General features: G+C 42.7%; 18 protein-coding genes and 1 pseudogene. 15 read left to right on the top strand and 4 right to left on the bottom strand.

Annotated elements, in window-relative coordinates; genetic code table 11:
• Positions 1-124: 124 nt before the first annotated feature.
• Positions 125-1,151: pseudogene (locus ACWXW9_RS13870) on the top strand (MFS transporter).
• Between the two features lie 391 nt (positions 1,152-1,542).
• On the opposite strand, the gene ACWXW9_RS13865 reads toward ACWXW9_RS13870, so the two are convergent.
• A complete protein-coding gene (locus ACWXW9_RS13865) occupies positions 1,543-1,773 on the bottom strand; it encodes a helix-turn-helix domain-containing protein (protein WP_430043210.1) in 231 nt (76 codons plus the stop codon).
• A gap of 45 nt (positions 1,774-1,818) precedes the next feature.
• Entirely contained in the window at positions 1,819-2,058 is a 240-nt protein-coding gene (locus tag ACWXW9_RS13860; RefSeq protein WP_430043208.1) for a helix-turn-helix domain-containing protein, read from the bottom strand.
• A gap of 190 nt (positions 2,059-2,248) precedes the next feature.
• Between ACWXW9_RS13860 and ACWXW9_RS13855 the strand changes: the two genes are divergently transcribed.
• The 12 genes from ACWXW9_RS13855 (at position 2,249) to ACWXW9_RS13800 (ending at position 12,590) form a co-directional block, all read left to right on the top strand.
• Positions 2,249-2,905, top strand: coding sequence for a hypothetical protein (locus tag ACWXW9_RS13855; protein WP_494929876.1), 657 nt, complete (start codon positions 2,249-2,251; stop codon positions 2,903-2,905).
• A gap of 81 nt (positions 2,906-2,986) precedes the next feature.
• Positions 2,987-3,100, top strand: coding sequence for a putative holin-like toxin (locus ACWXW9_RS13850; RefSeq protein ID WP_222934653.1), 114 nt, complete (start codon positions 2,987-2,989; stop codon positions 3,098-3,100).
• An 85-nt stretch (positions 3,101-3,185) separates the two neighbouring features.
• Positions 3,186-3,686 carry a hypothetical protein gene (locus ACWXW9_RS13845; protein ID WP_494929875.1) on the top strand — a complete coding sequence of 167 codons (501 nt, stop codon included), beginning with the start codon at positions 3,186-3,188 and terminating at the stop codon, positions 3,684-3,686.
• A 24-nt stretch (positions 3,687-3,710) separates the two neighbouring features.
• The gene (locus ACWXW9_RS13840; protein ID WP_494929874.1) at positions 3,711-5,180 is read left to right on the top strand and encodes a sensor histidine kinase; all 1,470 of its coding nucleotides are present in this window, start codon (positions 3,711-3,713) and stop codon (positions 5,178-5,180) included.
• Between the two features lie 202 nt (positions 5,181-5,382).
• Positions 5,383-6,489: a TolB-like translocation protein gene (locus tag ACWXW9_RS13835; RefSeq protein WP_494929873.1), complete on the top strand. Its 1,107-nt coding sequence runs from the start codon at positions 5,383-5,385 to the stop codon at positions 6,487-6,489.
• A gap of 37 nt (positions 6,490-6,526) precedes the next feature.
• Positions 6,527-7,201 carry a VOC family protein gene (locus ACWXW9_RS13830; RefSeq protein ID WP_494929872.1) on the top strand — a complete coding sequence of 225 codons (675 nt, stop codon included), beginning with the start codon at positions 6,527-6,529 and terminating at the stop codon, positions 7,199-7,201.
• A gap of 470 nt (positions 7,202-7,671) precedes the next feature.
• On the top strand, positions 7,672-8,217 hold the full coding sequence (locus tag ACWXW9_RS13825; protein WP_494929871.1) for an RNA 2'-phosphotransferase: 546 nt from the start codon (positions 7,672-7,674) through the stop codon (positions 8,215-8,217).
• A 285-nt stretch (positions 8,218-8,502) separates the two neighbouring features.
• On the top strand, positions 8,503-9,873 hold the full coding sequence (locus ACWXW9_RS13820) for a transcriptional regulator (RefSeq protein WP_494929870.1): 1,371 nt from the start codon (positions 8,503-8,505) through the stop codon (positions 9,871-9,873).
• Positions 9,863-9,988, top strand: coding sequence for a hypothetical protein (locus ACWXW9_RS13815; RefSeq protein ID WP_494929869.1), 126 nt, complete (start codon positions 9,863-9,865; stop codon positions 9,986-9,988). The genes ACWXW9_RS13820 and ACWXW9_RS13815 overlap by 11 nt, the downstream gene beginning before the upstream one ends.
• Before the next feature lie 372 nt (positions 9,989-10,360).
• Positions 10,361-11,515 carry a WXG100 family type VII secretion target gene (locus ACWXW9_RS13810; protein ID WP_494929868.1) on the top strand — a complete coding sequence of 385 codons (1,155 nt, stop codon included), beginning with the start codon at positions 10,361-10,363 and terminating at the stop codon, positions 11,513-11,515.
• A gap of 12 nt (positions 11,516-11,527) precedes the next feature.
• A complete protein-coding gene (locus tag ACWXW9_RS13805; protein ID WP_494929867.1) occupies positions 11,528-11,770 on the top strand; it encodes a DUF1871 family protein in 243 nt (80 codons plus the stop codon).
• Positions 11,771-12,287: 517 nt separating this feature from the next.
• Entirely contained in the window at positions 12,288-12,590 is a 303-nt protein-coding gene (locus ACWXW9_RS13800) for a YunC family protein (protein ID WP_134914362.1), read from the top strand.
• Positions 12,591-12,729: 139 nt separating this feature from the next.
• Here the strand turns inward: ACWXW9_RS13800 and mtnA are convergent, their stop codons facing one another.
• Positions 12,730-13,839: an S-methyl-5-thioribose-1-phosphate isomerase gene (mtnA, locus tag ACWXW9_RS13795; RefSeq protein WP_494929866.1), complete on the bottom strand. Its 1,110-nt coding sequence runs from the start codon at positions 13,837-13,839 to the stop codon at positions 12,730-12,732.
• A 5-nt stretch (positions 13,840-13,844) separates the two neighbouring features.
• Positions 13,845-15,068 carry an S-methyl-5-thioribose kinase gene (gene mtnK, locus ACWXW9_RS13790; RefSeq protein WP_494929865.1) on the bottom strand — a complete coding sequence of 408 codons (1,224 nt, stop codon included), beginning with the start codon at positions 15,066-15,068 and terminating at the stop codon, positions 13,845-13,847.
• Positions 15,069-15,381: 313 nt separating this feature from the next.
• Here mtnK and ACWXW9_RS13785 point away from each other — a divergent pair, with 313 nt between their 5' ends.
• Both ACWXW9_RS13785 and sufC read left to right on the top strand, forming a co-directional pair.
• Positions 15,382-15,852 carry a Dps family protein gene (locus ACWXW9_RS13785; protein ID WP_494929864.1) on the top strand — a complete coding sequence of 157 codons (471 nt, stop codon included), beginning with the start codon at positions 15,382-15,384 and terminating at the stop codon, positions 15,850-15,852.
• A gap of 568 nt (positions 15,853-16,420) precedes the next feature.
• Entirely contained in the window at positions 16,421-17,203 is a 783-nt protein-coding gene (gene sufC, locus ACWXW9_RS13780; protein WP_025685365.1) for a Fe-S cluster assembly ATPase SufC, read from the top strand.
• The last annotated feature ends 17 nt before the right edge of the window (positions 17,204-17,220 follow it).

Below are 17,220 nucleotides of genomic sequence, written 5' to 3'. Positions count from 1 at the left end.
ATGTTAAGCTATCGGGGGACGTTAGTTGAATGACAACAGCGGCAGTCTAAAACTTATTTTTCATGTGCTGACGATTCTTCAAATCAAAAACCGTATTAAATCAATGGTCCCAGTCTAATACTATATTTTCACCGAACATTTAGGCGCATTCGGCATTATTACAACGGAAATGGGGATTATAGGTGTTTTACCCCAGGTCACTCAAAATTTTAATATATCGACTTCACAGGCGGGCTTGTAAGTGTATTTTCTTTAGTCGTTGCTATTTCAGGTCCATTCCTGACCTTACTCGTTTCCGGTATAAATCGCAAAGTCATTCTCTTAACGGCTGTACTCAGTTTTGTGATTTCAAATATGGTTTATGCTTTTACGACCGAATTCAATATGATGCTCATTTTCCGCATTCTCCCTGCTATTTTTCATCCTGTCTTTTTTTCGGTTGCCTTAGTGACCGCAGCCAAACTTGTCCCGCCGGAAAAAAGCAGTAAAGCAGTCACCAAGGTTTTCGCCGGAATAACGGTCGGATTTGCTTTTGGCGTACCTTTAACTTCTTATCTCGCAGAAAAAATATCGTTAGAAGCCGCTTTCTTGTTTGGGGCTGTTGTCAGCATGATTGCCTTTACAGGAATCCTCATTTGGCTTCCTTCTATGCCGGTTAAAGAGAAAATGTCTTATGGAAAACAGCTCGGTATACTACGTAAACCTCAATTATGGTTCAATATCGTGACCGTTATTTTTATCTTTGCAGCTATGTTCTCTGTGTACAGCTACTTTGCTGAATATCTTGGTCAGGTCACCCATATGAATGGGTCATGGATTAGTATCATGTTGATGGTCTTTGGAATCATCATGATTTTTGGGAATTTTTTATTTGGGGGGCAGTGCATTCCGGAGGGCTTATTATTAGCCAAGCATGGCTAACGACAGAGACGAAAGAAGCTCCCGAATTTGGAAACAGCTTGTTTGTTTCATTTTCTAATCTTGGCATTACTATAGGGGCTTCAATTGGCGGTTGGTTTATCTCACACTTGGGAATACACCAGCTTATCTGGAGCGGAATAATGTTTACACTTCTGGCTTTTTTAACAATCATCATAAAAATGAGCATTTTGCATAAATCCCAAGAGCGATTTCAAATCAGCAATATATAGATTGAAACGGTTTAGTTCGTCTATATATTGTACTTTCGAGCGTTGGGAATCGAATTATGCAAAATGCTGAAGTAAAAATGTTCAAATCGAATGCAGAGGAAGTAAACGTGAGTTAAAATATGGAGAGACATTAGAAGAGTACCCTACATGATGACCATAAAATAATGCATGGAGTGATGTTGATTGCATTTTGAATGGACCACTATTCTAATTACCCTCCTAATCGTTGGTGGCATTTTGGGGTTGTTCGTCTGGGGAGTGCTTTCCTTTATAAAGCGTCTTCGGAGATCGGAATGAGCTTTTTAATGATAATTATTTACTAATTACATAAACGTGGGACCCGTAAAAATAACTCTTTTCAGAGTCTATATTTTACGGGTCCCCGTTTTATTTAGAGCTTACGAATTTCAAATAAATCGTTAGGAGTGATATTGAAATAAACACACAATTTAGTGATAAGAGAGGCAGGTATACGCTTGTTCTCCATGTCTTTATTATGCATTAAATCCATAATCGTTGTTCTTCTATGGTTAATATCCTCAGATAGCTTCAATACAGACACATTGTGCTTTTCAATTATTTCTCCCAGTTTACAATATAAGACCCAATCCTTATTATCCATTAAAAAACCTCCAGAGGTTCCGTCCAAACTGTATGACACTAAATGTTATTCATTAAGTTTACGAATTTCAAATAAATCATTAGGAGTGATATCGAAATAAACACACAATTTAGTGATTAAGGTAGCTGATATTTTCTTTTTTTCCATATTGCTATTGTGCACCAGTTCCATAATAGTAGTTCTGCGATGTCCAATTTCCTCAGATAATTTCAGAACAGACATGTTATCGTGCTGTTTTAAAATCTCATCCAACTTGCAATGTAAAATGTAGCTTTGTTGATCCATAGAGGCCTCCAGATGACTTAGAATAAAATATTGCACTATGAAAGTGCATATGATATATTGTGTTTATGTAAAGTTGCACCATGAAAGTGCAATTAGTTCGTAACATATTATCATTTTATCAAAGGGATGTACAACATACCCTTGGCTTTGCTATTGCCATTTTTCCAAAAATAGAATTGGGGATGATACCATGATGCAAAACACTAAAGCCAACAAACAAGCCATCAAAACCATTGTTCGTATGGAACAGGTTTGGGAGCAAACAGAAGAAAACGAAGAAGCCGGGCTGCACTACTATCACATTACAGATGCCCTCAACCGCCAATGGCAGACCATTGGGGTGAATGTTACTGATGCGATTCAAGTGTTTGAGAATGGGAACGATGAAGTGTGGACACGAATAATTCAGCCAGCCCCATTTCATCCTGACCTTACTACGAACGATTTAATTCATATGCTCAGTATTGGCCCGGAGGCTTGGCATATATGCAACGCTATCCAAATCATATTGAATAACGTGGAAAGACGCAATGCATTTGTGAATCGCATCGTGAATGTGAATGACGAAGATGTATTGAATCTATTATACAATATGAAAAATGAATTTCTTAAGCGCGATCAGCTTTCAAACCAGAAGTTCATGGATTTATATGCTGTAAACCCTGTAGAGGCGTTATCGGTCTACTTTTTGGAGTCTGTGGATGTTCATACATATTGGGAGTGGAGCGAGGCAGGGGGTACATATAGTAAAGCCATTCAGTACAAACAAGTGAAACCTGAAATGACTTTAGCTGAAGCTATTGAAAAGGCAGAAGACGAAGCCAGAGACTTGGTTTCAGGCTACTAATATCGTGTGCTATCATGTTTTTAACCATTCTATTGGCTTAGATGGGCGGTCGGCTAGTCTCCTGCCAAGGAGGTGATGCCTGTGGAGGTTAAAGATGCACTGACATTAATGATAATGTTCGGTACATTGCTGGTGACGCTGATCGGATTAGTCATCACAATTGTCGTTGCATTGAACCATAACCAAAAGAAGTAGATGAAAACGGATGGGGTATTGAATTATGTTGAGAATGAAATGATCAATTGGAGGTAAACCGATGAATATTCGGATGTATTATGACTTGGATTTGCAGTTGGAAGAGGCTATTTGGGAGCTTGGAGAGGAAGCCGCTGGTAGACTCCCATTAGACAGTAAAATGGCTGAGGAAAAAGCGCAAAAGGCTTGGGACCTGATACCTGAACCTAAGCATAAATGGGGAATTACAAGCTTGACCTTGCATCAATACGTTCAAATTCTCAACTTTAACGGTCAAACTCAGCGATCCGCAGAGCTTTTAAATGAAGAGATTGTTGATTTGGAAATCACCGGTTATCGAATTGTGGATGCCAATCCTTATATTTTGATGGCTGAAACGCTCCTTCTTCAAGGCAAACCGTTGGAGGCGCATGATTATCTTAAGAAGGCGTACTCTATTGGAAGTGCAAGAGCATTTCGGGACCAGCCCAAGCTCTATTTGGAAATAGCGAAAAGTAAGGTATTGGATGAAAAGGAAGTGCTATTTCAATTTTCAGCGTTGAATGTAAATGCCAGGCTTTTGAGTGAGATAAAAGGAGACAAATAAAGAAAAGATGAGCGGTGATTATCCATGAGAATTAGCATCAAGCTGAAATTTAGTCTGTTCCTGGCTGTACTGCTTATTCTTGCTCTAGGCGTGCTAAGCTATTTCGTTCTTCAAGGGGTGGAAAAGAACCAGCAGACTCAAACCGAGGTTTATCTGGCCCAGCACGTCAAAACGGTTAATCTGCGAGTGAAGCAGACTTATTATACGGGTACGCGGTTGGACCCACAGACATTTATGAAACAGCGGGGCCGGGGGCTGGCTACAGAGTTGGCCGGATTTACCGGACTGGGAGTCACGCTATATGATGCGCAGGGACTCCAGGTGGGCACCTCAATTCAAGATCATCCAGCGGTGGACCAGCAGAGTGGAGTAAATGCTGCATTGGCCTATGCATTGCAAAATAAAATTGCATATGAGGTTGTGGGGGACACACTCCTGTATCTGGCGCCGCTCCAAGGGCCAGAGGAACAAATGGGGGTAGTTCAGTTGCAATATTCACTCAAAAGCTCGCAGAGTTTTCTACGAACCCTCCAGAATTTGTTCCTGACTACAGGGATCGCGGTGCTTTTGCTAAGCTTCATCATTGGATATTTGTATTTTAACCGGGCAGCCGCAGCCATTGGACGGTTAAAAAAGGCGGCAGAGGATATCCGCCGCGCCGAATATATTCAGGCTCCTCCACTTAGGAGAAAGGATGAACTGGGCGAGCTGGCCGAGGGCATCTACTTTATGAGCATGGAGATTGAGCAGAGTATTGCTGCTAAGGATGAAGAGCAACGGAAGCTGCAACTGGCTATCCACAAGCTCCAGGCGCTGGAGCAGCAGCAGAAGCAATATATCGGCAATATTAGCCATGAATTCAAGACACCGCTGACCTCCATTAAAGCTTACGTGGATCTGCTGAATATGTACGACGATGATCCCAAGCTGCTGTTGGAAGCCAAGGCCAGCATCGCCAAGGAAACTCAGCGGCTATATGAAATGGTGGAGAAGGTGCTACAGGTGTCGGCGCTGGAAAAATATGATTTTGAGTCACAGGCCGAGCTGTTGGAGGTTGCAGAGGGGCTGCAGGATGTTTGTGCACGTATGAGTGGCAAGGCAGAGCGCTTCGGTATCACTATTTCCTGCGATGCGGAGCCAGCCCACATCTGGATTGATAAAGAGAGCTTTATGCATATTTTTATTAATTTGCTGGATAATGCGATCAAATACAATGTTCCTCAAGGAACTATTCATGTTCACAGCGAGCTTAGGGACAACCGGGTAAGGATCACGATCCGTGATTCCGGCATAGGCATTCCTGAGGAAGCCAGAGAGAGGATTTTCGAGCCCTTCTACACGGTCAACCGCGACCGATCCAGGCAATCGGGCGGCACGGGACTGGGACTGTCACTGGTGCGCAATCTGGTCGAGAAGCAGAATGGAAGCATTACGCTGCTGGACTCGGAAGGCGAAGGTTCGGTTTTTGAGCTATCTTTTCCGGCCACATCTTAACAGGTCTGCACTCTGTATCAAAGCTACGCAAAAAGTTTACAACTTGGAAACAAGCAGCTGTGGTTTGGAAATACTCCTCCGGTATGCTTAGAGCAGGCTAAGGCTACACAGGACTCATCATGATTAGGCTCCACAGCGAGTTTTGTATGAATCGAATTCAATCATGTCCATGCTGTACAACGTTTTTAGGGGGAATCATGCAATGAACGCAAATATCCACAGCAAGCTGGGCAAGACAGGACTCATTCTGCTCGCCACGGCAATTCTTCTGTCCATGACTGCGTGCAGTACAGGAAACACAGAGGCGCGGCAGGTCGTAGAGAAGTCCGGCAAAAAGATTACCGTGATGGATAACACCACTGAATCCGTATACACCAAGTTGAAGCTGGAGGGCATTGCTAAGATCGAGGGTGTGCGCGGGATGGATTGGGTGAGTGAAGGCGCGCTTGCGGTTGATAAAGAGAACAGGAAGCTTTCCCCCGTGATAATTGAGGGAGAAAAACGTTATCCACATAACCTCTATCAATATGATCTTGCTTCCAGTGGGGAGACGCCGCTGCTGGAGGGGGAGAAAAGCTACGGATTTGCAAAGCTGTCCCCTGACAGGAAGCATATGCTTTATCAGCAATTGTATGAATCCACAGGAATAGGCTACATCATGAATCTTGAAACTGGCGTTTCCGTGAAGATGTACGATGCGGAGTTTATGGCCGGGGAAGGCGTATGGGAGGATACAGGTCACTTTATTTTTCCCAATATGGAAGGGGACATTATCAGGGCTGACGTGAATGGAAAAAGTGAAGTCGCGGTCAAGACTGGACAGAGAAGTGTTTCTAGCGTGGCTCAGTCGGGAAATACGATCTACTATGTCGCTATGGGGGAAATGATCGCCTATGATACAGAAACCAGGCAATCCGAAGTCCTGAAAAAAGATGTCTGGGTGGTCCTTCCTTCCCCGGATGGCAGCAAGCTGGCGGTTGTTAAACACACCAAACCCGGGGAGAACGTATTGGTACTCTGCGATATCAAAGGGAAAGAGCTGTCCACATTGGCTACGGGTACGCAACTGTTTGGAACAAGCTGGTCGCCGGATGGCAGCAAGCTGGCCTATGCGGTTTCTGAGGATGGAGATAAATACCGTTTTTTCATTACAGAAGCAGAAACAGGGGAGCAAACTCCGGTCTTGGGCGATAATGGTATAAGTGACCAGCTACGCTGGAGCCCTTCCGGTAAAAAGCTGTTGATTCCAACAGGGGTCATGAAGGACACTGGATATCAATCTACGGCTTATGTAATCAAGCTATCTTGAGCAAAAATCATTTATTTTAAGGAGGATGACGAACGCGATGAAAATAACAGAAGTGCTCTTGAATACACACAGATTTGAAGCCATGAAAGATTTTTACGGCTCTCTCTTGAGTCTGGAGGTTCTGGAGGAAACCGCTTCACGGTTATCATTTGGAGCTGGCGAATCGGTTCTTGCTTTTCAGGAAGATTCCCTCATGGAGGATGAGTTTTATCACGTTGCGTTTGCGATTCCAACCAATAAGTTCATTGAAGCAAAACAATGGGTAATCGACCGGGGTATCTCATTGATTTCAAGAACCGGAGAGGATGAGTTTCTTTTCGAAAGCTGGAATGCAACAGCACTTTACTTCTATGATCCAGATCATAACCTCATCGAGTTCATCGCTCACCATTCACTCGATAACGCTGTAGATGAAGCTTTCGGGCCAAAGGCTCTACTTCGTATAAGTGAGATTGGCCTTCCAGTCGATAATGTTCCGGAATGTTGCAAAACCATCACAGAAGTGTTCCAACTTGATTCATGGGGTGGAGCTGGGCCGCAATTCACTCCTCTAGGGGACGCGGAAGGATTATTAATTGTAATAGACAAGCAGCGGCCTTGGTTCCCGGACGATAGGATGCCACGCGAGTACAACACCAAAGTCTTGATTAAAGGTACATGTCCTGCCAGTCTTTCGCTTCAAAATGGCTTGTACGAATTGAAATCAATCTGATTTAGAACTTCTCGCTCTAATATGAGACAGGAGGAATTCACTTGGCAACGATTGCTGAGATCTCAGATGGGTAAGCGGTTGATTTGGAAGCTCAAAATGGTTTCAGAATCAGTTTTTATAAGTCAATTCCATAATAGCCGTATACAATGGAAAGCTTTTTGCAAGAAATGTTCGTGTATCATGACAGGCATCATAAAGAGCAGATCGTGAATTTTCTTCAATCCATCGTCTAAAACCCATCTGTAGAGTGTTGTTATTTAATATCCTAAATAAATGATCGAACAAGTGTACCGTTATATGGTATATTGTTCCTATAATAAAAGGTTTATTCATTCATAGGGCGGTACATTTTGGTCGCTTTCATGGCGATATTGTAGAAGTTACACTTTGAAACTGATTTATGAATCGAAAGGTTGTAATAATGATGTTGATAAGGGGTGTTTTCGGTTTTAATTCAAAGGGAGAAAGTTATGTTGTCACCTAAGCAAGAAGAGAGACTTAGTAAATTCATGAGCAAAATACTTAGGCACACACCAGAACAATTTGGGGTTAAGTTGAACCATGAAGGGTATTGTGATGTCCAGGATTTAGTTGAAGCAATAAAATCAGAAAATAGGTGGTCGGATATAAGAGAAGAGGATATCAATCAAGTCGTAACGAATTGTGCAAAAAAGCGATATGAAACTGTTAATGGGTACATACGGGCTAACTACGGCCACAGCGCGGGAAGACTATACTATAAGGAATTTCAACCCCCAATTGTTCTCTATCATGGTACAAATACTATGGTTATAGAGAAGATCCTTACAGAAGGAATTAAATCAATGGGGAGAGAGTACGTCCATTTGTCCGAGACCCTTGAATTTGCAACGTTAGCAGGCAGTAGACGTGGAGAATTGGCGATTCTGGAAGTTAACACGACAAGTGCTCTAGCTAATAATGTGAAGTTTTATTATGCAAACAACGAGGTTTGGCTTTCTGATTTTGTACCACCACAGTTTTTGAAAAAGTTATAAAGTACGGGGTGGAGCAGGTGGAGAGAAACATTATCAGCTGTCGTTTCAGCTCCAGAAACAAATTCTGTAGAAGAATGAGCCTAACAAATGCACTTTGTATTTGCACAATCTTTTAAAAAGGAGTTAATCCGAAAAGGTATCTTAAGTAAATATATGAGAGGTATATGATATTGTTCCAGAAGATGGTACAATGTATTGCAGTAAGTCTGTTTTATCATTGGATTGCAATAGCCTTCTTTTTAATGAGTTGATTCCTAACAAGTTCCTTTTAAGGGGTGGTTTATTTTGTCTAATACAGCCACGATACTCACAGAGATAACCAATCATATGAAAGATAATGATTTAATTCTAAGCAACTTAGCCAGAGAAGTAGACATGAATCCTGGTACGATGAGCAGCATCATTAATGGGAACCGCACTTTTTCAGTCGATCAACTAGATCGAATCACAAAAGCAATGGGGCATCCTGTCGGCTATTATTATGAACGATATGTGCATGAGTATTTAGCGGAAGCTAACCCGAATTGGCGTCGAATGAGTCCTTTCTTACATAATTGTGCGAGATTAAACAAATTGGACTGTATTCATGAAGTTGTAAACTTATTGATGGACAAGTTGGGATACTCAGAATCCTTATTCGAACTTGCTGAAGAACTCTTTAAAGAAGAGTTATATGAGGCGGCAGCTATACTTTATGAAAATGTAGCTGTAAGTGAGAAAAAGCAATATTCAGAACGTCTGGCTGTGTGCCAGTACCGATTATTTGTGGCTAGACAAGGTGATAATCAAGAGGAAAACTATGATGCGGTAGTTCAGTTTCAAACTTACGTTGAGCGCTTGGATGAAGCGGATCAGCTAGATGCGTTAAGGGATTTAGTGAATACATGTCGTTCATTGCGTAAGTGGGATAAGGCCAATAAGTTTGCTACAACTTTGGGAAATAAAGCAGAAATACAATACAAAATCGATCAACAGTATCATGCAAAGAGCGAACATAGAAAGAAGTCTTTTTACCCTCCATTTGTATACTGGGCATTTTCACATTTAATTCGTGCTGAAGCTTGTGATGCTAAGAAAGATTATGAAACAGGGCTCCAGCATATCCAGAAATATGCCGATTTAAGCTGGGTGGAAGAAGAAGATGAAACGACCCTAAAATGGAAAAATCAATTTAAGGAGTGGGCAAACGCCAATACCTATGTGAATAGGCTTCTTGCGGGTGAAGTAAACGTGCTTCCCGATTATGTTGCTTATTTTTCATCAAGAAAAGATGAAGTTCTTCCCGCACTTGATATTATAGTTGAGGCTGCTAACCAATATCATTTTGATGTAGATGATATTCTAAAGCAATTTGAGGTGGATATTTCATCTTATCTGGAGGAACAAAGCATCGAAAGCTTTTATACGCAACGATTCATAACAGAACGTTTTATACATTTTTCGAAGGAATTAACAGTTTACTATTTGACCAAAGGAAGATTTTCTGATGGTTTTAGATTTTTATTAAGTTGTTTGGAAAAATCTACATTAATCAATAATAAATCGTATATAATTAAATGTATGAGACTGTTTGAGTTTTTTCAAGAACATGCTTCTGCTGAGACAAGGGCAGTTTTCAGAAATTTGATTAATGAGGTGGATGAAGATGAAACGTAAAATTATTCTAACCTTTTTAGTAGCCAGCTTTATGTTAGTAGCAGTAGTGACTATACCTTTACAATTTCCAGATAAAGGGTCTAGTTATCAACCGACACATCATGGCGAAATTTAATCATCCCTAATAGGGATAAGATGATTTAAATTCACATCAGTTATTGAAGCAGATCATTAAATTCTTATGATCAATACAGAAGGTTAGATGGGATTGTCCGTCTAGCCTTTTTGATTTGCTAAGACGGCTCCGACAATGATTAAAATAGTTTTCTTTTTCATTAGTATTAGTTAAATGACCAACTATCAAGTTGACCTTTGGTGTTCCCATATACTATATGTATTTGTACCTATTTAGTCATGGTAGTTTCTGTTTTATCTCAGTCCATTTGTCACATTATTAAAAAGGGAATTTCAGGATAATAGATGGATATCCCTAAATCGCCCCTTCTGATAAGCTTATTTCCATCTAAATTAAAGTGGGCGTGATCAAATGGGCAGAATATTGGTTCCACCTGACAAGCTGATGCAAGTGGCTGACCAGTTCTTGCAGGGCAAACAGCAAATGGGACATATGTGTGACCAACTGAATCGGCAAATGATGTTCGTCCAAGGTGGATGGGATGGATTGACAAGTCAGCGATTCTTCCAAGACTTCCAAAGAGCACAACAATCCATGAGTGTGACGCTTGAACGATTATCTACGGTAGCCCAGGAACTTATTTTTATCTCAAAAAACTTCACACAGGTAGACGGAGAAAAGGTCGTATTGGATGTACCGGGGAATGGTGCACCTATTAAAACGGCATCCAGCGGTGAAGGTTGGTTACATAAAATCTTTGAACAGATCGGTAAAGAAGAAATTACCAAGGCTGAAGCTCAGATGGAAGCTAGCAGGGTTCAAGGTGAAATATTATGGGATACGGCTCAGGGAGCAAAAGGAGCTATTCAGGAAGATTTAACCTTGGGGATGTTACCTGATAAAGAACGGGACTATGATCATCCAATGGCAGCTAAAGTAGGTGAAATTCTCGGTCACGTAGCTACAACACTACAGGGTGCTGGTGAGGTGGTGGTTGGAGCGGGTGGAGAAACATTATCAGCCGTTGTTTCAGCTTCAGGCGTAGGGAGCATCGTGGGAATCCCGGGATTGATTGGATCGGCGGCTTTGGCGGCTCATGGAGGCACCACTGCATATAAAGGCGCAAGCGGAATAGGGAAAAGCTCAGCGGAATTGTGGCAGATGATGAAGGGAGAAGGTGGGGGTTCATCAAAATCCATTCCTTCTTCGGGAGCTAAGGCAGAAAGTGTGCCTAACACTCAGGGAAAAGGTGAAATTGCACAGATAGGTGATACTTTTGGAAAATCAGGGACACTGGTTGAGAATCCGGGAACACATATAAATTGGTCTAATTCTTCAAATCATGCTTTAGAAAGAATGCAAGAGCGAGGCGTAACAAAAGAAATGGCAGATTCTTGGGTAGAGAATGGGAAGTCCCTTTCCCAGAATAATGGTAGTAAGCATTTGTTTTTTTCAAAAGAAGGTGCCGCTGTAGTTGCTAGCGATGGGACACTTGTTACAGTTATTCCTAAGAGTAAGTATGATGATGCATATAAAGCACTATCTAAATCGTTATTTGGAGAGTAGGGGTATATAGAAATGGACACTGATATCGTACAAATCATTAATGAATGGAATCCAATCGAAATATATCCTTTATTAGAGGATGAATATTATTCAGAAATACGTAAAATTTATGAGAAAAGTAATGAAACAAACTCTGTAGATGAATTAGCCGAACAAATTCATTTTATATTTGCACAATCTTTTAAAAAGGAGTTCGATAAAAGTATTGAAGCGTGTCGATTGATTGCTAAGAAAATAATTGATGTTACAAAATAATTTATATCTGAGCTTACTTCTTTGATTGTATAAAGAGGTGGGCTTTTTTGTAGAGTTATCCTGTCTGAATAAAGGGGATGCAATTTAACATATGCTAAAGATAATTGAATTACTACTCATTGGAAGTCCAATTTTGTAAATCCTGGATTTAGATTAGAAAGTGGACACAGAGAATTGAGAATCCTAGAATAAATCAAATTCATTTCTTCTCCATGTTGTGAAACTTTAAATCAGTATGAATACTTGTACTGAAAACCCGCTTGAACTTCTCGATTTCCAGTTTCCATTCTATTGACAGTAGTACACTTTTTACATACTTAATTAAATGAACAGGGTGTATGCCAATTTCATGCACCTTGTATCAAACGAAACGTGTCAAATTTGACGTGGCTTAGGAAAATGACTTTACAAAAATTAGTGTACTAAAATTCAATACATATCCACGGGTGTCCACACTCACGCGCAAATGCTGCATAAAATATCCCGGATGAACAAAGAGGAGGTGTACGTGAGGACAATGATACACATGGAACCCGTACAGGTGGGTGAGCATACATTTATCGGAGTTGAGGTCAAACTGCCTAAAACAACGCTGTTGACCATCTCCAATTCCCGTGGTTACATCATGTGCGGCGCACTGGATGTCGGATTGCTGAATGAACGGCTGGGAGATCGGAAAATTCTTGCCGCACGAGCTGTGGGTGTAAAAACGCTGCGCGAATTGTTGGAAGCGCCTATGGAGTCGGTGACGACGGAAGCGGAGCAGCTTGGGATTAAGCCGGGTATGCCAGGGTATGAGGCGCTTTTGAAGCTGGTCTAAGGGGTGGAGCTTTTGCTCTACGAAGGTAGAAAAACGCGAAAAAACCGGGGCAACTTCGCTCCGGTTTTTTCAATAGAAAAGTTACATTTTATCAAGTAAAACGTTTCAACCTTCATACGAGCTACATGGCCCAGACAAATTAATCTGCAAATAAAGCAGCCAGGCTGTCGCTAAAAGGAGCTTGAACGATCCCTTTTTCGGTAATGATGGCGGTAATGTATTCCTGAGGTGTAATGTCGAAAGCCGGGTTATAGACCTTGATACCCTGTGGAGCCGTCCTTTTGCCGAAGCTTTCGGTAACTTCCTCAGCAGGGCGTTCCTCGATGGGAATGTCTACGCCTGTTGCCGTGTGCAAATCAATTGTAGATAGCGGTGAAGCTACATAAAAAGGAATACCATGCGCCTTGGCCAGCACAGCTAAGCTGTAAGTCCCGATTTTGTTGGCAACATCGCCATTGGCAGCGACTCTGTCCGTGCCGACGATGACGGCCTGAACCCACCCTTTGGCCATGACCATGCCAGCCATATTGTCACACAGCAGGGTTACATCAATACCAGCCTGCTGAAGTTCAAAAGCCGTCAGTCGCGCCCCTTGGAGCACAGGACGCGTTTCGTCGGCAAACACTTTCAGGCGTATGCCGTTCTCATGTGCAAGATACATGGGAGCGAGCGCCGTCCCATACTTCGCTGTCGCCAGCCCGCCTGCATTGCAGTGAGTGAGCACGCCCATGCCGTCTTGGAATAGAGGTAAAGCATGGACGCCGATCAGGCGGCATACTTCCTCATCCTCTGCCTGAATGGATATTGCTTCACGCTCCAATCCGGCATTCCAATCTTCGACCCGTCCTCCGGTCGCTTCGGCCGTTAGTTCTTTGGCCCGCTTCTTCATACGGTCCAGTGCCCAGAACAGGTTCACCGCGGTCGGTCGTGATGTAGCCAAATGCCCGCAAACGCTGTGTACATGTTCCAGCCATCCAGCAGCATCGGTTCCGCCGTAAGCGGAAGCACCTAGCACGACGCCGTAGGCCGCAGCCATACCAATGGCCGGCGCACCGCGTACCTTCATGGCATGGATGCCATCCCACACTTCCTCGGCTGTGAACAAATCCAGCATCACGATGGATTCGGGCAGCAGGCGCTGGTCCAGCATGGACAAGTGGTCACCTTTCCATACAAGCGACGAGAGAGCCTGACCAGGCACGATTGCTTCATTGGAAGCTTTAGTCGCAGATTCTTTATTTTCACTCATATCCATTAAGCTCCTTTAGTTTGGGCAGCCGTTGCTGTCTGAATAATGTCTCCCAATTCATGGATCGAATGCACCTCGCGATTGTGGAGAACCAAGGCTTTTCCTATAGATAACGCCAGTCTTTCCGCTGCTTCCTTGATCGCAGGATCGGCAATCGTATCTATATCGGCCACATGCGACAAGCTGATGATGCGGCGGATGACCTTGCAGCCTGCAAAGCCAATCGTATCTTGCAGCACTTTCTGGAGGTACAAGTCCTGATATCCCGGTGTGCGGGCCATGTGGTCGGTAACATGCTCGTCCCACAGTTTGCGGAACCCGCTCTCAAACCGCTCCCATACCTGAATGGCAGTCTCTAAAAGCCAGTCACGCCGTTGCTGCATAGCTGTCTCACCAGTAGTCCATCCGGGCTGTGCTGCGTAGTTCAACAGCAGATTGGCAATTACTGCTCCAATATCAAAGCCCATCGGTCCGTAATAGGCAAATTCGGGATCAATGACTTTAGTGGACTCCGTTGTTACAAAAATACTACCCGTATGAAGATCGCCATGCAGTAGCGCTTCTGCTCGCGTCAGAAATTTCTCACGCAGCAAAGCCACTTCCAGATGAATGGCATGATCTGTACGAAGTGCCTCAGCCTCGTCTTCGATGTACGAACCATAGTTGTTATTGTCCGAAAACCGATAAGGCTCATCCAAAATAAGATCCTCGGTGATTTTACAAAGATCCGGGTTGATAAAGCGCTTGACCAGCTCTTTTTTGTCTTGCTGATTCATGCCCAGATCCGAGGTGAAAAAGAGCGTACGTGCCAGAAATTCTCCAATATGGTCAGCGAAATGCGGATATGTGTTTCCTTCGATTAATCCTTTGCGCATGATTGTGTATGAGCTTAGATCCTCCATCACAGTCAAGGCGAGTTCATCGTCATAGCCGAGTACCGCAGGAACCAGCTCAGGGCAAATGTGGTGCTCCTGCTGAAGTGCCTCGCGTTCAATACGGGCACGATCCAGTGACAGCGGCCAGGATTCACCCACAATTTTCACATAGGGAAGCGCCTGTTTGGCAATGATACTCTTGTCAGATTCAGAATCCGTAATATGAAAAACCAGATTCAGGTTACCATCACCGATTTCTCGGCATTCCAGACGGGCGTCCTGACTAAAAAATCCGGGGATGCCCTTCACGAATTCAATTGCTTCTTCTGTTGTTAAAGGATGATATTGGGACAACGAAGTCACCTCCATAAAATGTGCTTAAGTCGATTTTCCAAAAATACTAAAAGATTAAACCAACCATTTTGCTTGGATAGAGCCAAGTATAACGAAAAACGCTTGAATTTTGTACATTTTTTTTACGAAACGCCGGAAGAGCACTCAGGAACTCTGTTATTTTGTTTCGTCTCTATACTGGAAGGGTAAATAATAAACAGACGTCCGGCAGGCGAAATACCGTGCCCGCTGGCGTCTTCCCGTCAAAATGACGGTGGATGAATGTGTAAACGTTCCTGAATGATCAATTTGATGAAAAAGGAAGGGATTTATTATGGCTAAAACAACAAGCAACTCGAAAAATACGCAAACGAAATCGGTGGAAGAACTGTTAAACCGTCAGGTGGCTAATCTGAATGTGCTATATGTGAAGATTCATAACTATCACTGGTATGTGAAAGGCTCCAATTTTTTTACACTCCATGTCAAATTTGAAGAGCTATATAATGAAATTACGCTAAAAATGGACGAGATCGCTGAACGCCTGCTGGCGCTGAAAGGTTCTCCTTCCGCAACGTTAAAAGAATATTTGGAGTTGTCCTCGATTCACGAGGCAAGTGGTAATGAGGATGCGCCGAAAATGGTACAAACGCTGATTGAGGACTTTGCCACCGTCTGTGAGGAATTTCAGGAAGGGATTGAATTGGCAGAAAGTACTTCTGATCAGCCAACCGCAGATTTGCTGATTGGTTATAAGGCGGATCTGGATAAACATATGTGGATGCTTCGCTCTTATCTGGGCTAACCATAACAATGATGCTGAAAGCTTGATTCTGACAGTTAAATTCTTATCCCGATAGAAGTGGGACCGTGTTCTGAAATAAGCGCTACACATGTAAAAACGCTACTGACATCATGTTGTCGGTAGCGTTTTTATGGCTGAAAAAGACAATTTACAGCATTTTAATGTTTTTTCATAGATGGGGTACGATTATGATGGGATATGCGGTAATGATGAATAATTACGCTATAATATAAAATAGGAAGCAGAAAATCACGGTAAAATGCACCTTTCTTCTTCATTGTTCAGCATGTTGGCTTTTAAACACACTTCGTATTTAGATGGGTATTTTGCCATTTGTGAGCTGAGTTAGTATGAATATTTTATGAAGAAAGTCGCTTAACGTGTGTCTGTTGGTTGCACCCTTAAAGATATTTATTATAAAATAACTTGAGAATCATTGAGAATCAGTTTAGAATGATTATAAATAAATTTTTAAATATTTCGCTTGCTTGAAATCAGGGGGCTCCCCTGTTTAAATATACTTTCTGATTTCGACACCACACTACAAATTTTGGAGGGTATTCCGAATATGGCTACAAACTTTAAGATTGAAGGTCTCAAAGCGACCATTGAAGGCAAGGAAATTCTGAAAGGCATCAACCTCGAAATGAAGGGCGGAGAAATCCATGCCATCATGGGTCCTAACGGAACGGGTAAAAGTACATTGGCTTCTGCTTTGATGGGGCATCCCAAATATGAAGTCACAGATGGCAAAGTAACTTTGGACGGAGAAGATGTTCTGGACATGGAAGTGGATGAGCGCGCACGTGCGGGATTGTTCCTGGCTATGCAGTATCCGAGTGAAATTGCAGGGGTAACCAACTCCGACTTTTTGCGTAGTGCAATTAACGCACGCCGTGAAGAAGGACAGGAAATTTCCCTGATTAAATTTATCCGCCAAATGGAAAGCAAAATGAAGGAACTTGAAATGAATCCTGAGTTTGCTCACCGTTACCTGAATGAAGGTTTCTCCGGTGGTGAGAAAAAACGGAATGAAATTTTGCAAATGATGATGATCGATCCGAAAATCGTCATTCTTGACGAAATCGACTCCGGTCTGGATATTGACGCTTTGAGAATCGTGGCTAGCGGTGTCAATGCTATGCGTTCCGAAGAGCGCGGTTTCCTCATCATTACTCACTACCAGCGTCTGTTGAATTACGTTAAGCCAGATTTCGTACATGTCATGATGCAAGGACGCATCGTTAAATCCGGTGGACCTGAGCTGGCTGAGCGTCTGGAAGCGGACGGTTACGACTGGATCAAGGAAGAACTGGGTATCGTTGATGAAACTGTAGGACAAGAGGCGTAAGCCGGAAGCGAGGAGGT

This window comes from Paenibacillus sp. LT-B23, assembly GCF_059417685.1.
Note: the sequence above shows the minus strand (reverse complement) of the source record. Positions and strands in the feature narration are given on the sequence as shown.

What these genes read in the sequence shown, in the direction of transcription:
- ACWXW9_RS13825 (WP_494929871.1), top strand. Translation starts at nt 7,672, where the DNA reads ATGTTGTCACCTAAGCAAGAAGAGAGACTTAGTAAATTCATGAGCAAA.
- ACWXW9_RS13805 (WP_494929867.1), top strand. Translation starts at nt 11,528, where the DNA reads ATGGACACTGATATCGTACAAATCATTAATGAATGGAATCCAATCGAA.
- ACWXW9_RS13860 (WP_430043208.1), bottom strand. Translation starts at nt 2,058, where the DNA reads ATGGATCAACAAAGCTACATTTTACATTGCAAGTTGGATGAGATTTTA.
- ACWXW9_RS13810 (WP_494929868.1), top strand. Translation starts at nt 10,361, where the DNA reads ATGGGCAGAATATTGGTTCCACCTGACAAGCTGATGCAAGTGGCTGAC.
- mtnA (WP_494929866.1), bottom strand. Translation starts at nt 13,839, where the DNA reads ATGAGTGAAAATAAAGAATCTGCGACTAAAGCTTCCAATGAAGCAATC.
- ACWXW9_RS13800 (WP_134914362.1), top strand. Translation starts at nt 12,288, where the DNA reads ATGATACACATGGAACCCGTACAGGTGGGTGAGCATACATTTATCGGA.
- ACWXW9_RS13865 (WP_430043210.1), bottom strand. Translation starts at nt 1,773, where the DNA reads ATGGATAATAAGGATTGGGTCTTATATTGTAAACTGGGAGAAATAATT.
- ACWXW9_RS13855 (WP_494929876.1), top strand. Translation starts at nt 2,249, where the DNA reads ATGATGCAAAACACTAAAGCCAACAAACAAGCCATCAAAACCATTGTT.
- ACWXW9_RS13830 (WP_494929872.1), top strand. Translation starts at nt 6,527, where the DNA reads ATGAAAATAACAGAAGTGCTCTTGAATACACACAGATTTGAAGCCATG.
- ACWXW9_RS13815 (WP_494929869.1), top strand. Translation starts at nt 9,863, where the DNA reads ATGAAACGTAAAATTATTCTAACCTTTTTAGTAGCCAGCTTTATGTTA.
- sufC (WP_025685365.1), top strand. Translation starts at nt 16,421, where the DNA reads ATGGCTACAAACTTTAAGATTGAAGGTCTCAAAGCGACCATTGAAGGC.
- ACWXW9_RS13840 (WP_494929874.1), top strand. Translation starts at nt 3,711, where the DNA reads ATGAGAATTAGCATCAAGCTGAAATTTAGTCTGTTCCTGGCTGTACTG.
- ACWXW9_RS13835 (WP_494929873.1), top strand. Translation starts at nt 5,383, where the DNA reads ATGAACGCAAATATCCACAGCAAGCTGGGCAAGACAGGACTCATTCTG.
- ACWXW9_RS13785 (WP_494929864.1), top strand. Translation starts at nt 15,382, where the DNA reads ATGGCTAAAACAACAAGCAACTCGAAAAATACGCAAACGAAATCGGTG.